Origin of the sequence: Salinimicrobium sp. 3283s (assembly GCF_039602225.1) — a bacterium.
Classification (GTDB): Bacteria; Bacteroidota; Bacteroidia; order Flavobacteriales; family Flavobacteriaceae; genus Salinimicrobium; species Salinimicrobium profundisediminis.
In genome coordinates this window covers 2,620,895-2,641,958 of record NZ_CP143631.1, presented here as the reverse complement: position 1 = coordinate 2,641,958, position 21,064 = coordinate 2,620,895, and the positions used below count along the sequence as shown (strand labels likewise).

The following is a 21,064-nucleotide window of genomic DNA, read 5'->3' as shown; positions in this document are numbered from 1 at the left end:
CACTAAAAATTAATTATTGAATATGAAGAAAAAGAAAATGCCAATGCACTGGAAGATCCTTATTGGGATGAGCCTGGGCGTTATTGCCGGCCTGGTTTTATCACAGTTCAACTGGGGGCCTTCTTTTGTGCGGGATTGGATAAAACCTTTTGGAAACATCTTCATTAACGCACTTAAACTTATTGCCGTACCGCTTATCCTCGCCTCTTTGATCAAGGGAGTATCTGATCTTAAAGATCTCACTAACCTCTCAAAAATGGGCTTTCGCACGGTCTTTACTTTTATTCTAACCACTGTCACCGCAGTAAGTATTGGCCTGTTACTGGTCAATCTTATCAAACCTGGGGCTTCAATTTCTTCGGAAACAAGAACAGATCTTTTGTCCAGCTATGAAACTGAAGCCACCTCAAACATTAATAAGGCTTTTGCACAGCAGGAAACAGGGCCTTTGCAGGGATTGGTAGATATAGTTCCTGAAAATTTTATGGCTGCCGCCGCCGATAACCGAAACATGCTGCAGGTGATCTTTTTTGCACTTTTTATTGGTGTTGGCCTTATCCTTATTCCCACAGAAGCGGCAAAACCTGTCAAGGATTTTTTCGATGGATTTAATGAGGTCATTTTAAAGATGATCGATATTATCATGCTCGCGGCACCATACGGAGTATTTGCACTGCTGGCAGCATTGATTATAGATTCTCCCAGTACCGACCTTTTTGCCGCACTGGGAATGTACGCTCTAACGGTAGTTTTGGGCCTCATACTTATGGTGGGCGTGTATGGACTCATAGTCTACCTGTTTACCAAAAGATCTCCTTTAGCTTTTTACAGGGGAATTGCCCCTGCTCAGCTTCTGGCATTTTCTACCAGTTCAAGCGCAGCCACACTTCCGGTTACTATGGAAAGGGTGATAGATTATCTGGGAGTGCCAAAGGAAGTAGCAAGTTTTGTGCTTCCTGTAGGCGCCACAATAAATATGGATGGTACCAGCCTTTACCAGGCGGTGGCGGCAGTTTTTATCGCCCAGGCCTTTGGTCTTGACCTTTCCCTGGCTACACAGCTGGGAATAATTGCAACTGCCACCCTCGCCTCCATAGGATCGGCTGCTGTTCCGGGTGCCGGAATGGTGATGTTGGTGATAGTACTCGCACAGGCGGGAATCCCCGAAGCCGGACTTGCCCTCATCTTTGGAGTAGACCGCCCACTCGATATGTGCAGAACAGTGGTGAACGTTTCGGGAGATGCGGCTGTTTCCTGTGTCGTCGCACAATCTATTACTAAACCCGTTGAGTCTATCAAAGTTGTACCAAAATTTAACCCTTAGATTATTTGCCGGGGATTCAGTCTTGCTGCTGCTTACTGAACAAAAAGCCCAGGGGTTTTAAGATGCCTACATGATTAAAAATGACTGTGACCATAGCCATTACGGGAATAGCCAGCACCATTCCTACCAGGCCCCAGATTGCTCCTCCAAGAATAACAAACACAATAACAAAGAATGGGTGCAGCCCAACTTTATCCCCAACCACATAAGGCTGGAGCACGTAACTTTCCAGGAATTGAGAAACCGTAAAGGTAACCACGATTCCCCAGAGTACGTCAATATTTCCCGAAGTAAGATATCCAAAAACCATAGCCATGGCAAAACCTATTATATTGCCAACCCACGGAATGAGAGTGAGCACTGAAGCAATAACACCTACCAGCAGGTAGTTATGCACACCCGACAATCCGAGGCCCACAGAGTACAACACCGCCAGGATAGCCATCAATATCAACCTGCCTATAAGGTAATCCTGGACCCTTCTTGCAGAAGACTCCAATATCTTTCTGGCCTTTATTCTCTTTTGCCCTTCAAAGTATAAAAGTATAAACTCAATAAAATGCCTCCGGTAATAAAGAAGAAAGAACATATAAATAAAGGTAATGAGGTAAGTTCCCATAAAGTTGAGGGAAGACCTTAAAAAAGACAGCGCTTTAGCCGCTTCTACCATCTGGTCTTCAAAAAATGGTAAAGAGCCGGCTGAATAATAATCCTGAAGAGAAGTCTTATTAAGGGGAGTATGCTCAAACAGGAAGCTCTTAAAACTTTCAATCTCGGGCGCCATTGCCTGCTTTATTACGGGCCACTCATTAAAAAAACCCTGTACCTGCATAGAACAGAGAACTAAAAAACCCAGCGAAAAAATGAAGATAAGCAGGGTACCAAGCATAGAAGAAACTCCTCTATGGTGAATTATTTGTTCCAATTTCCGGGTGGCAGGAAGTACCACTAATGCCAGCACCAAAGCAAGAATAAGAGGAGCCAGAAAACCCTTCGCAGCTGCTAGTCCCAAAAAAAAGAAGTAGAGCCCTAACACGAGCATAAATACTTTCATCCCAATCCTAAACCCTTTACTCATAAAATCTAATTTTTAGTCTGCTCCTTTTCGTTTTTCTTGAAAATCTATCCCTCTTTTAGCATCCGCTCCCAACCGTACTATAATTTAAAAAACTGTTACTAGTGAAGCTAAGCTAGAAAAGGATTTGCGTTATAATCATGATTTTACATTTTATTAACTACTTAAATATCATTTAATTAAAGAACAAATCATCGCCCCCGCCTCTGCCTGTTAATTGAATATTATTTTCCCCTAATTCTTTCTTAAACTTCTTGCAATCGGCCATTGTAGCGGGTAAATTTAAACGGAAATGAATTTTTAACCCCCAGGAATTTTATTCAGAAACACCTTTTTTGAATGGTAAAACAGGGAATGACCGAATGAGAATTGAACACAATGGAAGTAAAGATTAAAGAGCTTGAACAAGTAAGAACTGAGGTTGAGAAGCTTCAGGCCGGTGATGAGAACTTCACCAATAAACTCATGCAGCTTCTCGACAAAACCACCAGCCAATTAAGTGAAGTTGATGACCAGCAGGAGATCAACTGGACAGCTAAAAGTTTCGATATTCTTATGGACATCAGGAACCAGAAAGTTCAGGAAAATGAGACCGATCAAAAAGATCTTGCCCTTACTTATTTAAAAGAAGCCCTTGATTCGGTGATCATTCGGGAGAAAAACTACCTGAAATAGCCCAGCTTAAAAGTTCCTTGAAAAATGCTGCAAAATGTCATTTTGAAGAAGTATTTCAGTAAAAAAATAAAATCATACAGATCATGAAACATATAAAAATCCTCCGGCTGGTATTAAGCTTCAGCTTTATTGTAATCTTCAGTAGTTTAGCTACTGCACAGGACCTTACTCAGAATTCAAATAACCCGCAATTGGAAATGGCGGCAAAGGAGAGAGTGCAAAAATGGGAAAGAGAACTCTCTTTAAGGGCTAAGCAGGCTTTACTCATGGAAAAGAAATTTGTGGAATTCGATATTAAACGCAAAAAACTGTGGAAGGACAATATTTCAGAAGAAGAAAGGCTTGACCGACTTAAAAACCTGAAGATACTGGAGACCCGGGAAGTAAGGGATATACTTACAAAACCACAATTTGATCGCTATTTACTCGTCCTTGAAGAAGAGGCCGAAAGCACCGCTCCACCCCAAGACGACGGAAAATAATTTCTGAAGTTTACTTCGGAAAAAATCAGTTTTCAGTAATAAGACGGAGGAAAACAACAGCAGACGGAGTCTCAAAAATGCCATTTTTGAGCCCTTTTTCTTTCAGTAATAAATTTTCCTCTCACAACTTTCATCCTTAATTTTGAAGAAAACCCAGCTCATGCAGAAAAAGAAACTCGGAAACACCAATTTAGAAATTTCACCCATAGTCTTTGGCGGAAACGTCTTTGGCTGGACGCTTGATGAAAAAGAATCCTTCAAAATTCTTGACCAGCTCTTTGAAAAAGGCTTCACTACTATAGACACTGCCGACTCTTATTCTCACTGGGCACCCGGAAATAAGGGCGGTGAAAGCGAAACCATAATTGGCAACTGGCTTAAAGAAAGAGGTAACCGGGAAGACCTTATTATTGCAACTAAGGTAGGCTCAAATCCCGGGAAAGAAGGAAGAGACGTTTCCAGAGATTACATTATCAAAGCAGCCGAAGATTCTCTACAACGCCTGCAAACAGACCATATTGATCTCTACTTCACACATTGGGACAATGAAAATACACCCGTAGAAGAAACGCTTCGGGCTTACGAACAGCTTATTGAACAGGGCAAAGTGAGACATATAGGTGCTTCAAACCTCTCTCCTCAAAGGATCTCAACTTCCTTAGAAAAAGCCGGGGACAGCGGACTTCCAAAATATGAAGTCCTGCAGCCCGAATACAGCCTTGTTGAAAAAGCCAAATTTGAAGAAGAATACAAGCCCATTGCAGAAAAGAATGAGCTGGGCGTAATCACTTATTTTTCGCTCGCCAGCGGCTTCCTCACTGGGAAATACCGTAAAAAAGAGGATCTGCAGGGTGCACGCGAAGAAATGGTGAAAAAATACTTCAATGAAGAAGGCCTTGGCAAACTAAAGGTTCTTGACGAAATTTCTAACAACCACGGAGTTTCTAATGCAGCGGTGGCCCTTCGATGGCTAATGCAACGCCCGGCAGTAACCGCACCCATTGCAAGTGCCACCCGGGAAAGTCACTTAAAGGCTTTTGAGGAAGCAGTAAACCTGCAGCTTTCAGCAGAAGAAATGGAAAAACTGAGTAAGTAACTTTCAAATTTTCCTACATATCATCAGGTTCAAAGATTTCTGAAGCCGGCATCTTACATGATGCTGAATGGGAGCAATTCTTAGAGAAAATCTTTTTCTTCTTCCGAAGAAAATTCTTTTATAATCCAGGTTTTCTTAAACAAGATTTACTGCGGGATTTCGTACCTTTAAAAGAAGAATTTGACAGCCGAATCAAATTCTTTTATTAAAGTTTTTCGGGAGAAAAATTTATCTCTTGAACATTATGAAACCCATTGCTTTACTTTACTCGACAGTAGATGGACAGACCAAAAAGATCTGTCATTTCCTGGCGGAATATCTACAACAAAAAGATCACCCCATCTACCTTTGTCCTCTCGACTCGTTTGAAGAAGAACTTTCTAATTTTAAGTCCGTCGTTATTGGAGCCAGCATCAGGTATGGAAAACACAGGCCTGAAGTAGGAAAATTTATTTCAGAAAACCAGCAAGACCTGGAAAAGCTGAATACTGCTTTTTTTTCGGTTAACCTCGTGGCCCGCAAGGAAGAAAAAAACACGCCCGAAACCAATCCATACTTTATCAAATTCCGGGAGGAAGTTCCCTGGAAACCTGATCTTGCCGCAGTATTCGCCGGAAGTCTTGATTACAAAAAATACAGTTTTTTTGACAGGATAATGATCAAAGCCATCATGAAATTCACCGGCGGCCCCACCAAAACACCAAAACCCATAGAATATACCAACTGGAAAAGGGTTCAGGAATTTGCAGAACAGCTTAGCGCCCTACAACAGAAAAACCAGGTGCATTCCACGGAAGAAGTCGAAGGTTAAAGCAAAATACCTTTCAAAAAGGGTATTCAAAAATGTCATTTTTGACACCCTATAAATTCAGAATTACACTTTAAGATGGAAAAAGTCAGTCGATATTTTTTGTCTAACTCCCGATTTTCTCTTTTAGCTCCTGCAGGTTCACGGTAGATTGTTCACCGCTCTTCATGTCTTTAAGGGTAAACTGCCCATCTTCAATTTCTTTGGTTCCCGCCAGCACTACAAAAGGAATTTCCCGTTTGTTGGCATGATTCATCTGCTTCTTCATCTTGGCTTCTTCAGGATAGAGTTCGGCTGCAATTCCGGCAGCGCGCAATGCTTTTATGGCCTTAAGACAATACAGGCTCTCTTTATTTCCGAAGTTAATGAACAGTACCCTCACATTTCCGGCAACGGTTTCAGGAAATAGATCGAGTTCTTCGAGCACAAGGTAAATACGGTCAAGCCCAAAAGAAATTCCAACACCACTCACCCCGCTCATTCCGAAGATCCCTGTGAGGTCATCGTACCTTCCACCTCCCCCAATGCTACCCATGGCAACACCTTTTGGCGCTGAGACTTCAAAAATGGCACCTGTATAGTAATTTAAGCCGCGGGCAAGGGTAACGTCAAGATCGAGATTTGCCTCATAAAGCCCCAGTTCGGCAAGCGCGTTATTGATGAATTCAAGTTCTTCAATTCCTTTTTTGCCAATTTCAGAAGTTGCTAAAATGTCTTTTAGCACCTCAATTTTTTCTGAAAAACTTCCGTGTAAATCAAAAACCCTCTGGATCTTTTCAATTGCTTCCGAAGAAATTCCTTTCTCCTGCATTTCCTTCTTTACACCATCTTCCCCTATTTTGTCAAGCTTATCTAGAGCAACCGTGAAATCTATAAGTTTATCAGATTCGCCAATGACTTCAGCAAAGCCTGAAAGCACCTTGCGGTTGTTCATTTTTATGGTCACTCCTTTTAAGCCCAAAGAAGAAAAAACGGCATCATACAGCTGCACAAATTCTACTTCCTGCCACAGGCTGTCACTGCCCACCACATCGGCATCACACTGAAAGAACTCTCTAAAACGCCCTTTTTGAGGCCTGTCTGCCCGCCACACCGGCTGAATCTGGTAACGCTTAAAAGGAAATTCGAGCTCATTTCTATGCTGCACCACATAACGGGCGAAAGGTACAGTAAGGTCGTATCGCAGGGCTTTTTCGCTTATAGAAGAGGTGATCTTAAGGCTGTCTTTTTGGTCAAAAGCCTCCTGATTTGCTTTTTTAAGGAAATCTCCTGAATTAAGGATCTTAAAAATAAGCCTGTCGCCTTCATCGCCATATTTCCCCATCAAGGTCTCACTGTTTTCAAAGCTGGGGGTTTCTATAGGCTGAAATCCGAATTTCTCGAACTGCTCCCGAATTGTTTGCATTATAAAATTTCTTTTCGCTACTTCGGAAGGAGAAAAGTCACGGGTTCCTTTGGGTATAGAAGGTTTTTGGGCCATTTTTGATCTTGTTCTTTAAGGCACAAATATCTGAAAAATAAAAAGAATCCCGAAGAAGGATTTGCTCTGTGTTTTGTAACAACAGCCAACGAAATGCGTCTAACTCCTAAACTGAAACTTCTGTATGTTTCCACTTTTTAAAGAAAACTTTCGAATTGCCTTCTTTTCAATTAAAAGTCAGGTATTAAGAACTGTGCTCACCGTGATGATCATAGCTATTGGGATCACTGCACTTGTAGGCATTTTAAGTGCGGTTTCGGCACTTGAGAACACCATAACCAGCGATTTTGCTTCTATGGGGACCAATACTTTCAACCTGCAACGTTACGATTCCCAAATACGGGTGAATGGCGGAGAAAGAGAGAAGATAAACCCGATTATAAGTTATCGGGAAGTGAAGGAATTCAGGGACAATTACGAATTCCCACAAACGCAGGTGTCTATTTCATTTACCGGAACCTCGCGGGCAGAGCTTAGGCATGAAAGTGAAAAGACTGATCCGGAAGCCAGTGTTTTGGGGGTAAATGAGAATTATGTCTCTAATTCGGGGCTTAGCGTAGAAGAGGGGCGGGATTTCAGCATTTTTGACATTGAGAACAATAACAATGTAGCTATTATTGGCGCCGACGTTAAAAACGGAATCCTTGAAGGCATGAATCCGCTGGATAAAATCATATCCATCCGCGGGGTGAAATTCAGAGTGATTGGGGTGCTGGAGTCAAAAGGATCTACCTTTGGAAACAACCAGGATCTTAGGGTACTTATTCCGCTGCAGGTAGCCAGGTCTATGTATACAAACTCTAATATTAACTACAATGTGAGTGTGCGTGTGGAAGACCAGGAGATGCTCGAAGGCGCCCAGGACGAAGCAATTATTACCTTTAGAAATGTTCGCGGACTCAACCCTGTAGAAGAAAATAATTTTGGTATTGCCAAAAGTGACGATCTGCTTAACCGCATTTTTTCAATCACCCAATACCTAAATATTGCTGCGTGGGTAATCTCTATCATTACTATTTTTGGATCTTCTATTGCCCTTATGAACATCATGCTCGTTTCGGTAAGTGAGCGAACCCGGGAAATTGGGGTGCGAAAAGCTTTGGGAGCCAAGAAGAATACCATTGCTTTTCAATTCTTCATGGAAACCCTTATCATTGGGCAAATGGGGGGAATTATTGGTATTATCCTCGGGATTTTAATTGGCCTGGCAGTATCTACTTCGGTTGGCTTTGATTTCACAACGCCGTGGATGGCTATTATTTGGGCTACCGCAATCACTATTATCGTTGCTGTTTTAGCCGGAAGCTATCCTGCAGCCAAAGCAGCCAAACAAGATCCTATAGAATCGCTTAGGTATGAATAAATTAAGTTTTTGAGTTATGAGTTGTGAGTTATGATAAACTCTGAACTCTGAACTCCGAACTCTTAACTAAGGTTCAGGTGTTTTTCAAAGAAGTTGTACAGGTCTCCTTTTGTGATCACTGCTCCCTGCTGAATAAGCGCAAAAATATCCTTGTTGCGGTCGTCACTGATATTCTTTGAGGAAGTATATAGGGAAACACGATCATCCATCAGGTTTTGCTGCAACCACGCATATCCATGTCTTGTAGTAACATCTACTGCTTCATTCTTTACCTCTATGGCAATAAGGTTTATGGTGAGTTCGGTAACCTTGAACAAGTAGATCTGGTTAGGCGAGAAATGCTCCACGTATTCAGCTTTATTGAGTACTCCTTCCCACACCAGGTCACTAAACACATCCAGTTCCTGCTCTGCCACTTCAGGTTTATTGGTTTTTATCTCCGTCCACTCCTCTCCTGTTATGGACTGGCTGGCCAAAAAGTTGATAAATTCCTGCTGCAACTCTTCAAATTGCTCTTTTGTTAATCGGGCGTACTTCATTCTGAGGGTTTAATGTGTAAGGTTTAATTTTCTAAGATCTTTTTTATTATCTCTGAAATTTTAACCATTAACCAAATAAAAAGCCCACTTCGTTAGAAGCAGGCTTTATATAATATTTGTTCAGCAATTAAGCTTGTGCTTCAGCTACAACTTCAAAGCTGTAGTTAGTAACTACTTCACGGTGAAAACGCAAAGTCGCTTCGTACTGACCTAATCTTTTGATGTTACCACCTGCAATAGAGATGTATTTCTTGTCGATTTCAACACCTTCTTTTGAAAGCGCTGCAGCAAGATCGGCATCGGTTACAGATCCATAGATCTTATCACCTGCACCAGCTTTTGCTGTTAAAGTGATCTCTATGCCCTGTAGCTTAGCAGCCTGAGCTTTAGCCTCGTCAATTTGTTTTTTCTCTTTGTATGAACGCTGCTTCAAAGTCTCTTCAAGGACTTTTCTTGCAGAAGGGGTTGCCAATACAGCAGCACCCTGAGGGATCAAAAAGTTTCTGCCGTAGCCCGGTTTTACCGATACAACATCATCTTTAAATCCTAATTTCTCTACGTCTTTCTTTAATATCAATTCCATAATAGCCCCTTTTTATTTTAGTAAATCGCCAACATAAGGCATTAATGCTAAATGACGTGCACGCTTAACGGCTACAGCCACTTTTCTTTGATACTTCAAAGAGGTTCCGGTTAAACGACGTGGCAACAATTTACCCTGCTCGTTTACAAAACTCATTAAGAAATCTGGATCTTTGTAATCAATATACTTAATCCCAGATCTTTTAAAACGACAGTATTTTTTTGTCTTGCTGGTCTCGATATTAAGAGGAGTAAGATATCTTATCTCTCCGTCTTTCTTTCCTTTAGCTTGTTGTTCAATTGATGACATACCTTACGCTTTTTCTTTGTTTCTGTTTCTTCTCTTTTCAGCCCAGGCTACAGCGTGCTTGTCTAACTTTACAGTTAGGTAACGCATCATACGCTCATCTCTGCGAAATTCAACCTCAAGAGGGTTAATAGCTTCACCAGGAGCGGTGAATTCGAAAAGGTGGTAAAATCCACTTTTCTTGTGCTGAATAGGATAAGCTAGTTTTTTTAGCCCCCAATTCTCTTTTGATATCATCTCGGCACCGTTAGAAACAAGAAAATCTTCGTATTTCTTAACTGTTTCCTTTATCTGGTCATCAGATAAAACGGGATTCAAGATGAAAACAGTTTCATAATGATTCATAAAAATTTACTTTAAATTTAATTGGCTGCAAAAGTAACACTAATCTTTAATATAACAAAAAAGAAACTGCGGGGGTAAACTGCTTTTTTAATCGATGAAATGAGCTTTTTCTTTTTTTTATAATATTTTTTATTTATTATTGCTAATACTAACCTAATAATAAGTGTTAACCAAAACTAAGTGGAAGAAGTTATACTCAAATGTGCGGTCGTTGATGATTCCAGCTTGCAAAGACTATCTATTGTAAAGCTAATTAAAGATCATCCCAATCTCAAGCTTGTGGCCGAATATAACAATGCCATTGAAACTAAGAACGGCCTCCTGGATACCGAAGTTGACCTTATATTTCTTGATATAGAAATGCCCATTCTTTCAGGATTTGACCTGTTGGATGACCTTCCTAATAAACCTCAGATCATTTTTGTTACCGGAAAAACAAAATACGCATTTAAAGCTTTTGATTATGATGCAGTAGATTACCTGCATAAACCCATCTCTAAAGACCGTTTCCTGAATGCTGCCTCAAAAGCAATAAATCTTTACAGGCTTAAACATGATGGCACCCCGCCAGAAGATGAAAACTACATTTTTGTAAAAAGCAATTTAAAGAACCGAAAAGTTTTTCTCAATAAGCTGAAATATATAGAAGCACTTGGCGATTATGTGAAATTTGTAACTGAAAAGGACAATTTCGTGGTACTTGCCACTATGAAGTCTTTTGAGAACCAGTTACCTTCAAATAAATTCCTGAGAATTCACAAATCCTACATTGTAAACCTCGACAAAATTGAGCGTTACAACAGCAGGAATATTGAGATTGACAAGCAGCAGATCCCGCTTAGCAGGCATAAAAAATCAAATCTTATTGAAGCCTTAGCCGCAAATCAATAAGGATCTACATTAATTACTGTTTTCACACTCCTGTAAGCCCCTATAGCTTTAAAGCTCTGCAAGATCCTGCCAATTAATTTCTTTGTCTTTGATAAAGACTGTCCCTGCGGAATTTTTACAAGAATATTTTTATAGTACTCGTTCCTTATTCTCGCTACCGGCGGAAACTCTGGTCCTAAAACATGCTCCCTAAAGGTATTTTTCAAGGAAAGGGCAAGCCAGTCTGCCCCCTCGTTTACTCTAGAATAATCCCTGCCTTTAAGCGAAATCTTAATAAGCCTGTAAAATGGCGGGTATTTATAATTGCGCCGCTCTTCTAGCTGCTCTTTGTACATTTCGTGGTAACTATTGGTAGAGACCTGCTGAACGATTTGATGATGAGGATTAAATGTCTGGATAAGAACCAGACCTCGCTTTTGGGTTCTTCCTGCCCTGCCTGCCACCTGCAGCATTAACTGGAAACTGCGCTCATGAGCCCTGAAATCGGGGAAGTTTAGGAGCGTATCGGCATTCATGATGCCCACCAGCCTCACATTTCTAAAATCGAGCCCTTTGGTCACCATTTGTGTCCCCACCAGGATGTCGATCTTTTCTTCTTCAAAAGCCGAAATTATTTTCTCATACCCCTGCTTTCCACGGGTGGTATCAAGATCCATCCTACCTATTTTATGATCGGGAAAAAGTGCCTTCAGCTCAGTTTCCACCTGCTCTGTCCCCAGGCCTTTGGTAGAAAGTTCAGGGCTGTCACAGGCCATACATTTTTGCTGCATAGCCATGTGGTAACCGCAATAATGGCAACGCAACTGGTTGCTATGACTGTGATAGGTCAAACTCACATCACAATTAGGACATTGCGGCGAATGGCCACAGGTGTTACATTCTAAAATTGGACTAAATCCACGTCGGTTCTGAAAAAGAATTACCTGCTCCTTATTCTTCAGGGTTTCTTTGATCTCCTCCAGCAGCCTGTCCGAAAAATGACCTGTCATGCGTTTTTTACGGTGCTTCTCCTTAATATCCACGATCTCTATTTCGGGCAGCACTACATCACCATAACGACGCGCCAGGTTCACCAGTCCGTATTTAGAGTGATCGGCGTTGTAGTAAGATTCCAGCGAAGGCGTGGCCGATCCCAGCAGCACTTTCGCCTCCTGCAGTTTTCCCAGTACCACGGCGGTGTCCCGTGCATGATATCGTGGCGCAGGGTCGTATTGCTTAAAAGTGGATTCATGCTCTTCATCTACGATCACCAAACCTAAATCGTGAAACGGAAGAAAGATACTTGAGCGCACCCCAATCACTATACGTGCTGTTTCTTTGTTTTGCAGCACACTTTGGTATACCTCTACCCTCTCATTGACCGAATACCTGCTATGAAAAATAAGCACCTGCTCCCCAAAATAATTCTGAAGTCTGGCAATTAGTTGAGCGGTAAGGGCTATTTCAGGCAGCAAATACAATACCTGTTTTCCCTGAGAAATGGCTTTCTCAATAAGCTTTACATAAATTTCAGTTTTTCCGGAGGAAGTGATTCCGTGGAGCAAACATACATCCTGCGATTCAAAAGAAGATTCGATCTCCTGTAAAGCCTTTTCCTGATATTCATTAAGCTGCAGGTTTTTTCCGTGGTTTTCAAGATCAAAGCTGAAGCGGGAAATTTCTAATTTTAGCTCTTCTAAAACACCTTTATCTATAAGAGATTTAATTACTGAAGCTGAAGCACCGCTCTTCTTAGCCAGTTCAGCAACTTTTACTGAAGATTTTCCCTTAGCCGATTTTGCTGAGATCCCAAAAAGGGTAAAAATCACCTCCCTTTGTTTTGGGGCCCTGTTTAGCTCATCGAGCAATTCATGCATGGCTGCCTCCTCTAAATACCGGTCATGAAGTTTTACAAAGCGCTCAATTTTAGGCTTGTACTGCTCATATATTTCCTGGTTCACTACCGCCAGCTTTTTCTCTACCAAAGAATTAATTATTGGGAGCACGGTCTTTCTATCGAGCAGCTGGATAATTTCATTGATCTTTAAAGATGACTTGGTTTGCAGGGCTTCCACCAGCAAAAATTCGTCATCACTCAGCGCGTCGTCATCAATTTCGATGTCTTTTGCAAGCTGCACTATAGTTTCACTTTCCAAAAGAAATGGACCGGGTAAAGCCGCCCGAAGCACCTCCCCTTCTGAACACATATAATAAGACGCCACCCAGCTCCACAATTTCAACTGGCCCGCTGTCACCAAAGGGGTTTTATCGAGGATCTGCTCTATGGGTTTGGCCTCGTAGACTTCAGGAGGTCTTTGATGTACTTCAGAAACAATTCCCGTATAAATTTTTGATTTTCCGAAGGGAACGGCCACGCGCATACCCGGCTTTAGAAATTGCGCCTCGTCTTTGCTAACGCTGTAAGTAAAATGCTTCTCCAGCGGAAGGGGTAAAATAACATTGATGAAAAAAGGCATTTTTAAGGCTTGTGTTTTAAGCAAAAATAAGAGGAATTAACTGCAAAAATAAACCATCCTGAAAAGAATGGTTTATTAGGTATTTTTTAATCAGAAAAAATTATTCTGCGGCAAGAAGATCATCTTTAAGTCCGTCATCGGCTGGCCTGTTAGATAACCAGATGCCAAAAAGGGCTTTTTTAAACTCTTTTCCTGCCACTACACCACGCTCTTTACCGTTCTTGTAAGCCACCACTCCTTTTCCGGGAAGGTAAACCAGGTCAAAAATGTCATTTTTCTGAATGTCTTCCTTGAAGAAGCCAAGCAGTTTGTCAATTTCACTTTTAATAGGGGCAGTATTGCCGCCGGTAGAATTCTCAAAACCTTCGGTCACTGCATCTACCATTTTATCACTGGTAATCAATTTGGAGACGATGTGAAGCCTTATAGCCATAGGCTTATCGGCATTTAATATTTCCTGGGCATTGTTGTTCTTTTTGTCGAGATAAAGTGCGGCAGCATAGAGGTCTATCCAAAGTTTCTCCCTCACACCGGCCCCGTTAAGGTAGAGTGTGTGGTCCTGGAAATTTTGAGTGGCGGGAAGCACTACTCCTCCAACCTTTTTTTGAGCCACCGCTGTAGAGGATACCACTACAGCTACTAATAATAAAAGCAGTTTTTTCATAGATTCTTGTTTGTTAAAGATTACTTTTTGTTCCTTTTCAGCTTCATCAAAGAAGCATTGAGTTCAAAACCCAGCAACAATATATTAGAATTTATCCATATATAGAACATTAAGATCAATAATGCTCCAATAGAGCCGTATAATTCGTTATAAGCTGAAAAATTTTCAATATACAACCCAAATAGATAGGTATTCAGTAAAATAAAGATCGTACAAAAGAAAGCTCCTATCGAAAAGAAACGGCTTAGCCTACTTTCTTTGGTTCCAAAATAATAAAGTATGGCTATGGCCAGATATATCATTGTCGTGAAGATCACATACCTCCCCAAATTCGCCCAAATCACTGCATCGTTTACTACCTGCAGCACTTTAAGATCTTCGGTTAGGTAGGTAAGATAAACCCACACTACTACAGTAATAAGCAATAATAACGCCAGAATTAAAGAAACCCCCACTGCAATAAAGTACTGTCTTATTATAGACCGGTTCTTTTTGGTGTGGTAAGAGAATTCAAAACCGGTAAATACTGCATTGACGCCATTTGCCATTAGAAAAATGGACAACAAAAAAACGATGGAAAGTAACCCTCCTCTTTTCCTGGCCGCGATATCGTAAAAAATATCATTAAAAAATTCACTGGTTTCGGGCGGAAGCAGTGAATCTACAAACGCCAGGAATTCGAGTTGGAAGTCATCAATAAAATCTATGAAAGGAATCAGGTTTAGAATAAAGAGCAGGAACGGGAAAAGTGCCATAAAGAAGCTGAAAGAAATAGCACTCGCCCGCGCCGAAAAAGTTCCCTTTACAATACCTGCATAAAAAATAATGTAGAGATCGTAAAGAGACAGGCCTTCAAGCCCGGGCAGGACTATCTTTTTCGCATGGCTCGTCCACCAATAGGTAAAGCCTTCCTTTTTTTTAGCACTTGTTTTCTCGCCCTTACTCATTTACTACACAGCTTTTAAGCTGAGATCGAGGTTATAGACAGAATGCGTCAGGGCCCCGCTCGAAATAAAATCAACACCGCAATCGGCATATTTCCTGGCAGTTTCAAGGGTGATGCCGCCGCTAGATTCGGTTTCACAACGCCCTGCAATTAAGGCAACAGCCTCCCGGGTTTCGTTGTAATTAAAGTTGTCAAGTAAAATTCTATCCACTCCCCCTGCTCTAAGGATCTGCTTTATCTCCTGGATATCCCTGGCCTCCACAATGATCTTCAAGTTCAGGTTATTGCTGGCAAGGTAGTCTTGAGTCTTTAGCACTGCAGTTTCTATGCCTCCCGCAAAATCTATGTGATTATCTTTTAACATGATCATATCGTAAAGCGCAAAACGGTGATTTTCTCCCCCGCCAATCTTTACGGCCCATTTCTCGAGGGCTCTTATCCCGGGCGTGGTTTTTCTTGTGTCGAGTATTTTGGTATGAGTACCTTCAAGTTTATCGGCAAAAGTGCGGGTTTTAGTCGCTATGGCACTCATGCGCTGCATGGCGTTGAGCACAAGCCGCTCGGCTTTGAGAATAGACTGCGAAGCCCCGTCAATGTAAAAAACCACATCCCCGGGCTTGATAAGGCTGCCATCCTGCATCAACACCTCCATTTTTATTTGAGGGTCTACCTTCTCAAAAACGCGGCGGGCAAAATCAACTCCCGCAAGGATTCCACTGTCTTTAACAAGTAATTTCGCTCTTCCGTGGGCATCTGCCGGGATACAGGCCAGGGAACTGTGATCGCCATCTCCTATATCTTCCCTTAAAGCATTTTCAATAATTAATTCAATTTCCTTTTCAAATTGTTCTTTTGAAATCATTGGAGTACCTATTTTTGCTAAAGTTACAAAGTAAACACTTAAATTTTACCATGACTATAAAATTGCTGACAATAGGAAAAACCGATGATAAGGCTTTGCAAAACCTCATTGATACCTATGTCAACAGGCTCGGGTTTTACAACAAGTTTGAATTTGAGATCATCCCCGATCTCAAGAAGACCAAAAACCTTTCTGTAGACCAGCAAAAAACTGCGGAAGGTAAGTTGATCCTTGAGAAAGTGACTACTTCAGATGTTGTGGTATTGCTTGATGAAAACGGAAAACAATTCTCTTCGGAAGCTTTTTCAGAATATATTCAGAAGCGTTTAAACAGCGGCATGAAGCAACTCATTTTTGTTATTGGCGGCCCTTATGGTTTTTCCGAAGAAGTCTATTCGCGCGCCGACGGAAAGATCTCCCTCTCAAAAATGACATTTTCACACCAGATGGTAAGGTTGTTCTTTGTAGAGCAGCTATACCGTGCTTTTACCATTCTTAAAAATGAACCCTATCACCATAAATAACAGCTTATGAAACTGGTTTTTGCCACTCAGAATAAAAACAAAGTAAAAGAAATACAGGCCCTGATGCCAAAAGGAATTGAGCTGCTTTCGCTCGAAGAAATTGGCTGCAGCGAAGATATTCCTGAAACTTCTCCTACTATTGAAGGCAACGCCATTCAAAAAGCCGATTATGTAAAGGAAAAATACGGCTATGACTGCTTTGCCGATGACACAGGGCTTGAAGTTGCAGCTTTGAACGGGGCGCCGGGGGTTTATTCGGCCAGGTATGCAGGCGAAGAAAAAAGTAGCGATGCAAATATTGATAAACTACTGAAAGAACTTCAAAACAAAGGAGATCGCAGCGCCCGCTTCAAAACGGTCATTGCACTTCATTTTGAGGGGCAGCTTCACACCTTCACCGGAATTTGCCCTGGAAATGTCATTTTTGAAAGGAAAGGTTCACAGGGTTTTGGCTATGATCCTGTCTTTCAACCCGAAGGAAAAGAGGTGACATTCGCTGAAATGGAGCTTTCAGAAAAATCTGAAATTAGCCACCGTGCACGCGCAACCCAACAACTCATTGACTTTCTTGCCTCCACGAAGCTGTAAATATAAATGTAATAAGCTGCTAACTAATCCTTACCTTTGCCGCTTATTAGATATGTATGAATAATTTTGAATTATTAGGATTGAATGATGCCCTGTTACAGGCAATTAAAGACATGGGTTTTGAAAACCCGAGCGAAGTACAGGAAAAAGCAATCCCAATTTTATTGCAGGAAGAGACAGATATGGTGGCTCTTGCACAAACCGGAACCGGAAAAACCGCAGCATTTGGTTTTCCGCTTATCCAAAAGATCAATGTAGACAGTAGAAAGACACAGGGCCTTATTCTTTCTCCAACCCGTGAGTTGTGTTTACAAATTACCAACGAATTAAAGAATTACTCCAAATATTTTAAGGGCCTAAATACCGTAGCTATATACGGGGGCGCCAGCATTACAGATCAGGCTGCGCAAATCAAGAAAGGTGCACAAATTATTGTTGCCACTCCCGGCCGTATGCAGGATATGGTGAACAGAAGGCTGGTAGACATTTCGAACATCCAGTATTGCATCCTTGATGAAGCCGATGAGATGCTGAATATGGGATTCTATGAAGATATCACTGAGATCCTTTCTCACACACCTTCAGAAAAGAGCACCTGGTTATTTTCGGCTACCATGCCTAAAGAGGTTGCTACCATTGCTAAGAAGTTTATGCGCACTCCGGTAGAGATCACTGTAGGAACCAAGAATATGGGGACTTCAAATGTCTCTCATGAGTATTATATCGTTAATGCCCGTGACCGTTACGCAGCTCTAAAAAGACTTGCAGATGCTAACCCTGATATTTTTTCGGTAATTTTTTGCCGTACCAAGCGCGACACCCAAAAGGTTGCCGAGCAGTTAATTGAAGATGGCTATAACGCTGCAGCCCTTCACGGCGATCTTAGCCAGAATCAACGTGACCTGGTAATGAAAAGCTTTAGGGCGAGACAAATCCAGATGCTGGTAGCTACAGATGTTGCTGCCCGCGGAATTGACGTTGATGATATCACGCACGTAATTAACTATCAGCTTCCCGATGAGATTGAAACTTACACCCACAGAAGTGGCCGTACCGGTAGAGCCGGAAAAAGCGGGGTTTCTATGGTTATTGTTTCCAAAAGCGAAGTACGTAAGATCAAAGGCATAGAACGCATTATTGGTCAGTCGTTTGAGAGAAAAGAAATCCCCGACGGAAGGGAGATTTGTGAAGTACAGCTCTTTCACCTTGCCAATGAAATTAGCAAGACCGAGATCAACCACGAGATTGACAAGTACCTGCCAAGCATAGCCGAACTTTTTGAAGGCCTTACCAAGGAGGAATTACTGAAAAAATTCTTTTCGGTTGAATTCACCCGATTCTTCAACTACTATAATAATGCGCAGGATTTAAATGCAAAAGGTTCTACTGAAGTTTATGAAGATGAAGGCGACAGCACAAGATTCTTTATCAATGTAGGTGCCAAAGACGATTTTGACTGGATGAGCCTGAAAGATTTCTTAAAGGCTACTCTTGATCTTGGAAGAGACGATGTAAACCGGGTGGAAGTAAAAGACAGCTTTTCATTCTTTAATGTAGACAGTTCTAAAGCCGAAGAGGTGCTTCGCATCTTCCAGGACTTTAAGCACCAGGGGCGTCACATCAATGTAGAGATTACTAAAAAAAGTGCCGGAAAAGAACGCAGCGGTGGCGGCGGTCGTAAAGGCGGTGGTTATAAAGGAAGAGACAAAGGAGAACGCAGCTTTGACAAACCTTCAAGAGGAGGCGACAAAGGTCGAAGACGCTCATCTAACGCTCCTTCCGGAGGAAAAAGAAGATCATCTGATGCAGGATCTGGCGGACGCAAGGGAAAGAAAAGCGGTAGCCGCAGCAGCAGCATTGAAAGTTCAATAAAAAGGAGAAGATCAAAAAAGTAATCTCGAAATAGCTTTTTTGGTACAGTTTTTTCAAAGTACCAAAAAAGCTTAATTCATAGCATGAAAAAGTTTTTAGCCCCTCTCTTCCTGCTTTTCAGTTTCGTGGCCTTAGGCCAGGAAACTACTGTGGTCTCAGGTAAAGTTCTTAATGCAGCCAACGACGTTCCTATTGAGAATGCACATATTGTAAACCTCAACCAGGTAATTGGCGCCGTCTCTGCTGAAGATGGACATTTTAAAATCCAGGCCGAAGTAAATGACACCCTGTATTTCTCTTACCTCGGATTTAAATCGATACGGGTAAGGGTTACCAATGACTGGCTTAAGTACGGGGAGGTAAAGGTAAAAATGACCGAACTGGGGATCGCTTTAGAAGAAGTGGTTGTAAGCCCAATACAGTTAACAGGTTACCTGGAGATTGACGCTAAAAACATTCCAATCTATGAAAATTACCGCTACAGCATCTCTGGGTTAAACCAGGGATATGAAGGAGGAGAATACAGCCCTAATGCCATTTCAAGAGCTTTGGGTGCCATCTTTAATCCAGCCGATGCGCTGTACAACATCTTTGGACGCCAGCCCAAACAAATGAAAAAGCTACGCGAAATGAAGCAGGATGATAAGATCCGGAATCTTTTGCAAAGCAAGTTTGACAGGCAAACCCTTATGGCCGTTCTGGGAATAAACCGAATGGACATAGATGAAGTTCTGCGTCGCTGCAACTACTCTACCGACTTTATAAATAACGCAAACGACTTGCAGATACTGGATGCGATGAGCGGCTGTTACGAAGAATACAAGGTTTTGAACCGATAGTAAATTCAAAAAGAGGTTCCAAAAATGACATTTTTGGGACTTCTTTTTTTATACTTGATTTGTAACATGCAGGAAGAAACTTTAAAACACCTCCTGTAAACCTTCAGTTTTAATTTAATTTGTTCCTTTCCAGGTGAGTCTTCAGGTTATACAAACCTGCTTCAAAATGCTTCCCTAAAGCACGTTCCATTCCGTAGAAAAGCATAATCACAGAAGCGGGAAATTTATGAACTCCTTTTACTCCCCACACCATTTTAGTGCGGTTAGAATCCATTTCTTTAACGGCTACATAAAGAAGGGATAAAGATTTATAGGGTTTAATGAACAGCAGTTGGGTCTCCAGGACCTTTCCTTCCTTTATCTTCACGATCTTTTGTATGCCTTCAATGTTATTGCGCCCTTTCCAGTAAGAAGTTGCTCCCACTTTACCATCTTCCCCTTTAAATTTAATTACCACTTTTGGATCATCAAGATACCAGGGAATCCACAGCGGTTGTTTTTTTAACTGGCGTACAAATGCATACACTTCAGCTTTAGGGCGATTGATCACCACCGTGCGGCTTACGTTGTATTCTTTCTTTGCCCACGCATGTAAAAATGCCACAAAGGTGATAATGCCAATGATGACATAAAAGAAAAGAGTCATATTCTTTAACTATAGGGACCTAAAAGTAAATAAATTTATTGTGTTGCCTTGAAGCGTGAAAGAATTTCGGCATAATTTTTCAAATTCTTCCTTGCCCAATCAATCTGTTTTATAACCTGCTCCTCCTGTGTAAGTTGCCAGTTGATATCGCTATTCCTTAATCTGGAACTTAAACTTTGTAAAATGATGGCTGCGGAAACCGAAATATTCAGGCTCTCGGTAAAGCCTACCATGGGAATCTGTAAAAATTCATCGGCTTCTTCCAGAACTTCCTGCGAAAGGCCTTTAGTTTCGGTACCAAAGAAAAGTGCAGCGGGCTGTGAAATGTCAAAATCCTGAAGTAGTGTGCCTTCATGAGGAGATGTGGCAATGATCCTGTAACCGTTTTTCCGCAGGGTTTTAACGCAGCTTTGAGTAGAGGTATAACGATTAATATCCACCCACTTTTGTGCCCCCATAGCAATTTCACGATCAATTTTTTTAACGTTCACCTCCTCTACCACATGTACATTTTGCACCCCAAAAACGTCGCAGCTGCGTATCACCGCACTCGTGTTGTGAAGTTGGTAAACATCCTGGGTAGCCACAGTAAAATGATTGGTGCGCTTTGCAATAACCTTCTTAAAAAGCTCTTTTCTCCTTGTAGTAAGAAAAGACTCCAGATATGACAGCAGTTTAAGATGCTCTTCCATGCCGGCGA

General features: G+C 41.6%; 23 protein-coding genes. 11 read left to right on the top strand and 12 right to left on the bottom strand.

The annotated features are described in order from the left end of the window. The first annotated feature begins 22 nt into the window (after positions 1–22). Complete coding sequence (locus VS868_RS11635; protein ID WP_266067708.1) at positions 23–1,324, top strand: dicarboxylate/amino acid:cation symporter; 1,302 nt, start codon at positions 23–25, stop codon at positions 1,322–1,324. A gap of 16 nt (positions 1,325–1,340) precedes the next feature. On the opposite strand, the gene VS868_RS11630 is transcribed toward VS868_RS11635, so the two are convergent. Continuing rightward, positions 1,341–2,402, bottom strand: a complete 1,062-nt coding sequence (locus tag VS868_RS11630) for an AI-2E family transporter (protein ID WP_345597655.1) — start codon at positions 2,400–2,402, stop codon at positions 1,341–1,343. 375 nt (positions 2,403–2,777) lie between these two features. Between VS868_RS11630 and VS868_RS11625 the strand changes: the two genes are divergently transcribed. From VS868_RS11625 to hemG, 4 genes are all read left to right on the top strand, one after another. Then, on the top strand, positions 2,778–3,074 hold the full coding sequence (locus VS868_RS11625) for a hypothetical protein (RefSeq protein ID WP_266067710.1): 297 nt from the start codon (positions 2,778–2,780) through the stop codon (positions 3,072–3,074). An 83-nt stretch (positions 3,075–3,157) separates the two neighbouring features. Next, entirely contained in the window at positions 3,158–3,556 is a 399-nt protein-coding gene (locus VS868_RS11620; RefSeq protein WP_345597653.1) for a hypothetical protein, read from the top strand. 160 nt (positions 3,557–3,716) lie between these two features. Beyond that, entirely contained in the window at positions 3,717–4,652 is a 936-nt protein-coding gene (locus VS868_RS11615; RefSeq protein ID WP_345597651.1) for an aldo/keto reductase, read from the top strand. Between the two features lie 244 nt (positions 4,653–4,896). Beyond that, entirely contained in the window at positions 4,897–5,463 is a 567-nt protein-coding gene (gene hemG / locus VS868_RS11610) for a menaquinone-dependent protoporphyrinogen IX dehydrogenase (protein ID WP_266067916.1), read from the top strand. Positions 5,464–5,566: 103 nt separating this feature from the next. Here the strand turns inward: hemG and hisS are convergent, their stop codons facing one another. Further along, on the bottom strand, positions 5,567–6,940 hold the full coding sequence (gene hisS / locus VS868_RS11605) for a histidine--tRNA ligase (protein WP_266067713.1): 1,374 nt from the start codon (positions 6,938–6,940) through the stop codon (positions 5,567–5,569). A 124-nt stretch (positions 6,941–7,064) separates the two neighbouring features. Here hisS and VS868_RS11600 point away from each other — a divergent pair, with 124 nt between their 5' ends. Beyond that, on the top strand, positions 7,065–8,303 hold the full coding sequence (locus tag VS868_RS11600) for an ABC transporter permease (RefSeq protein WP_345597648.1): 1,239 nt from the start codon (positions 7,065–7,067) through the stop codon (positions 8,301–8,303). Between the two features lie 62 nt (positions 8,304–8,365). Here the strand turns inward: VS868_RS11600 and VS868_RS11595 are convergent, their stop codons facing one another. The 4 genes from VS868_RS11595 to rpsF form a co-directional block, all read right to left on the bottom strand. Further along, positions 8,366–8,842: a DUF6495 family protein gene (locus VS868_RS11595; RefSeq protein ID WP_345597646.1), complete on the bottom strand. Its 477-nt coding sequence runs from the start codon at positions 8,840–8,842 to the stop codon at positions 8,366–8,368. A 127-nt stretch (positions 8,843–8,969) separates the two neighbouring features. Beyond that, positions 8,970–9,425, bottom strand: coding sequence for a 50S ribosomal protein L9 (gene rplI, locus VS868_RS11590; protein ID WP_345597644.1), 456 nt, complete (start codon positions 9,423–9,425; stop codon positions 8,970–8,972). A 12-nt stretch (positions 9,426–9,437) separates the two neighbouring features. Beyond that, on the bottom strand, positions 9,438–9,734 hold the full coding sequence (rpsR, locus tag VS868_RS11585) for a 30S ribosomal protein S18 (RefSeq protein ID WP_037324607.1): 297 nt from the start codon (positions 9,732–9,734) through the stop codon (positions 9,438–9,440). Positions 9,735–9,737: 3 nt separating this feature from the next. Beyond that, a complete protein-coding gene (gene rpsF / locus VS868_RS11580) occupies positions 9,738–10,076 on the bottom strand; it encodes a 30S ribosomal protein S6 (protein ID WP_029036470.1) in 339 nt (112 codons plus the stop codon). A 180-nt stretch (positions 10,077–10,256) separates the two neighbouring features. On the opposite strand from rpsF, the gene VS868_RS11575 reads away from it, so the two are divergent. Then, the gene (locus VS868_RS11575; protein ID WP_266067717.1) at positions 10,257–10,967 is read left to right on the top strand and encodes a LytTR family DNA-binding domain-containing protein; all 711 of its coding nucleotides are present in this window, start codon (positions 10,257–10,259) and stop codon (positions 10,965–10,967) included. On the opposite strand, the gene priA is transcribed toward VS868_RS11575, so the two are convergent. The 4 genes from priA to nadC all read right to left on the bottom strand — a co-directional run bounded on the left by priA (position 10,961) and on the right by nadC (position 15,895). Continuing rightward, a complete protein-coding gene (priA, locus tag VS868_RS11570; RefSeq protein WP_345597636.1) occupies positions 10,961–13,423 on the bottom strand; it encodes a primosomal protein N' in 2,463 nt (820 codons plus the stop codon). The two genes, VS868_RS11575 and priA, sit on opposite strands and share 7 nt — an antisense overlap. Positions 13,424–13,523: 100 nt before the next feature. Further along, positions 13,524–14,087: a chalcone isomerase family protein gene (locus VS868_RS11565; RefSeq protein ID WP_345597634.1), complete on the bottom strand. Its 564-nt coding sequence runs from the start codon at positions 14,085–14,087 to the stop codon at positions 13,524–13,526. Positions 14,088–14,107: 20 nt separating this feature from the next. Continuing rightward, on the bottom strand, positions 14,108–15,034 hold the full coding sequence (locus VS868_RS11560; protein ID WP_266067720.1) for a YihY/virulence factor BrkB family protein: 927 nt from the start codon (positions 15,032–15,034) through the stop codon (positions 14,108–14,110). Between the two features lie 3 nt (positions 15,035–15,037). After that, on the bottom strand, positions 15,038–15,895 hold the full coding sequence (nadC, locus tag VS868_RS11555; RefSeq protein ID WP_345597631.1) for a carboxylating nicotinate-nucleotide diphosphorylase: 858 nt from the start codon (positions 15,893–15,895) through the stop codon (positions 15,038–15,040). Positions 15,896–15,945: 50 nt separating this feature from the next. On the opposite strand from nadC, the gene rlmH reads away from it, so the two are divergent. The 4 genes from rlmH to VS868_RS11535 are packed head-to-tail and all read left to right on the top strand — an operon-like array spanning position 15,946 to position 19,718. Continuing rightward, positions 15,946–16,419 (top strand): 23S rRNA (pseudouridine(1915)-N(3))-methyltransferase RlmH, encoded by a 474-nt coding sequence (gene rlmH / locus VS868_RS11550; protein ID WP_345597629.1) that lies wholly within the window; start codon positions 15,946–15,948, stop codon positions 16,417–16,419. A gap of 6 nt (positions 16,420–16,425) precedes the next feature. Next, a complete protein-coding gene (locus VS868_RS11545) occupies positions 16,426–17,007 on the top strand; it encodes a non-canonical purine NTP diphosphatase (protein ID WP_345597627.1) in 582 nt (193 codons plus the stop codon). Positions 17,008–17,063: 56 nt separating this feature from the next. Beyond that, positions 17,064–18,902: a DEAD/DEAH box helicase gene (locus VS868_RS11540; protein WP_345597625.1), complete on the top strand. Its 1,839-nt coding sequence runs from the start codon at positions 17,064–17,066 to the stop codon at positions 18,900–18,902. A 60-nt stretch (positions 18,903–18,962) separates the two neighbouring features. Then, the gene (locus VS868_RS11535) at positions 18,963–19,718 is read left to right on the top strand and encodes a carboxypeptidase-like regulatory domain-containing protein (RefSeq protein WP_345597623.1); all 756 of its coding nucleotides are present in this window, start codon (positions 18,963–18,965) and stop codon (positions 19,716–19,718) included. Positions 19,719–19,827: 109 nt separating this feature from the next. Here the strand turns inward: VS868_RS11535 and VS868_RS11530 are convergent, their stop codons facing one another. Continuing rightward, positions 19,828–20,364, bottom strand: coding sequence for an SRPBCC family protein (locus VS868_RS11530; RefSeq protein ID WP_266067727.1), 537 nt, complete (start codon positions 20,362–20,364; stop codon positions 19,828–19,830). A 35-nt stretch (positions 20,365–20,399) separates the two neighbouring features. Beyond that, the gene (locus VS868_RS11525) at positions 20,400–21,056 is read right to left on the bottom strand and encodes an RNA methyltransferase (protein WP_266067728.1); all 657 of its coding nucleotides are present in this window, start codon (positions 21,054–21,056) and stop codon (positions 20,400–20,402) included. Positions 21,057–21,064 lie beyond the last annotated feature (8 nt).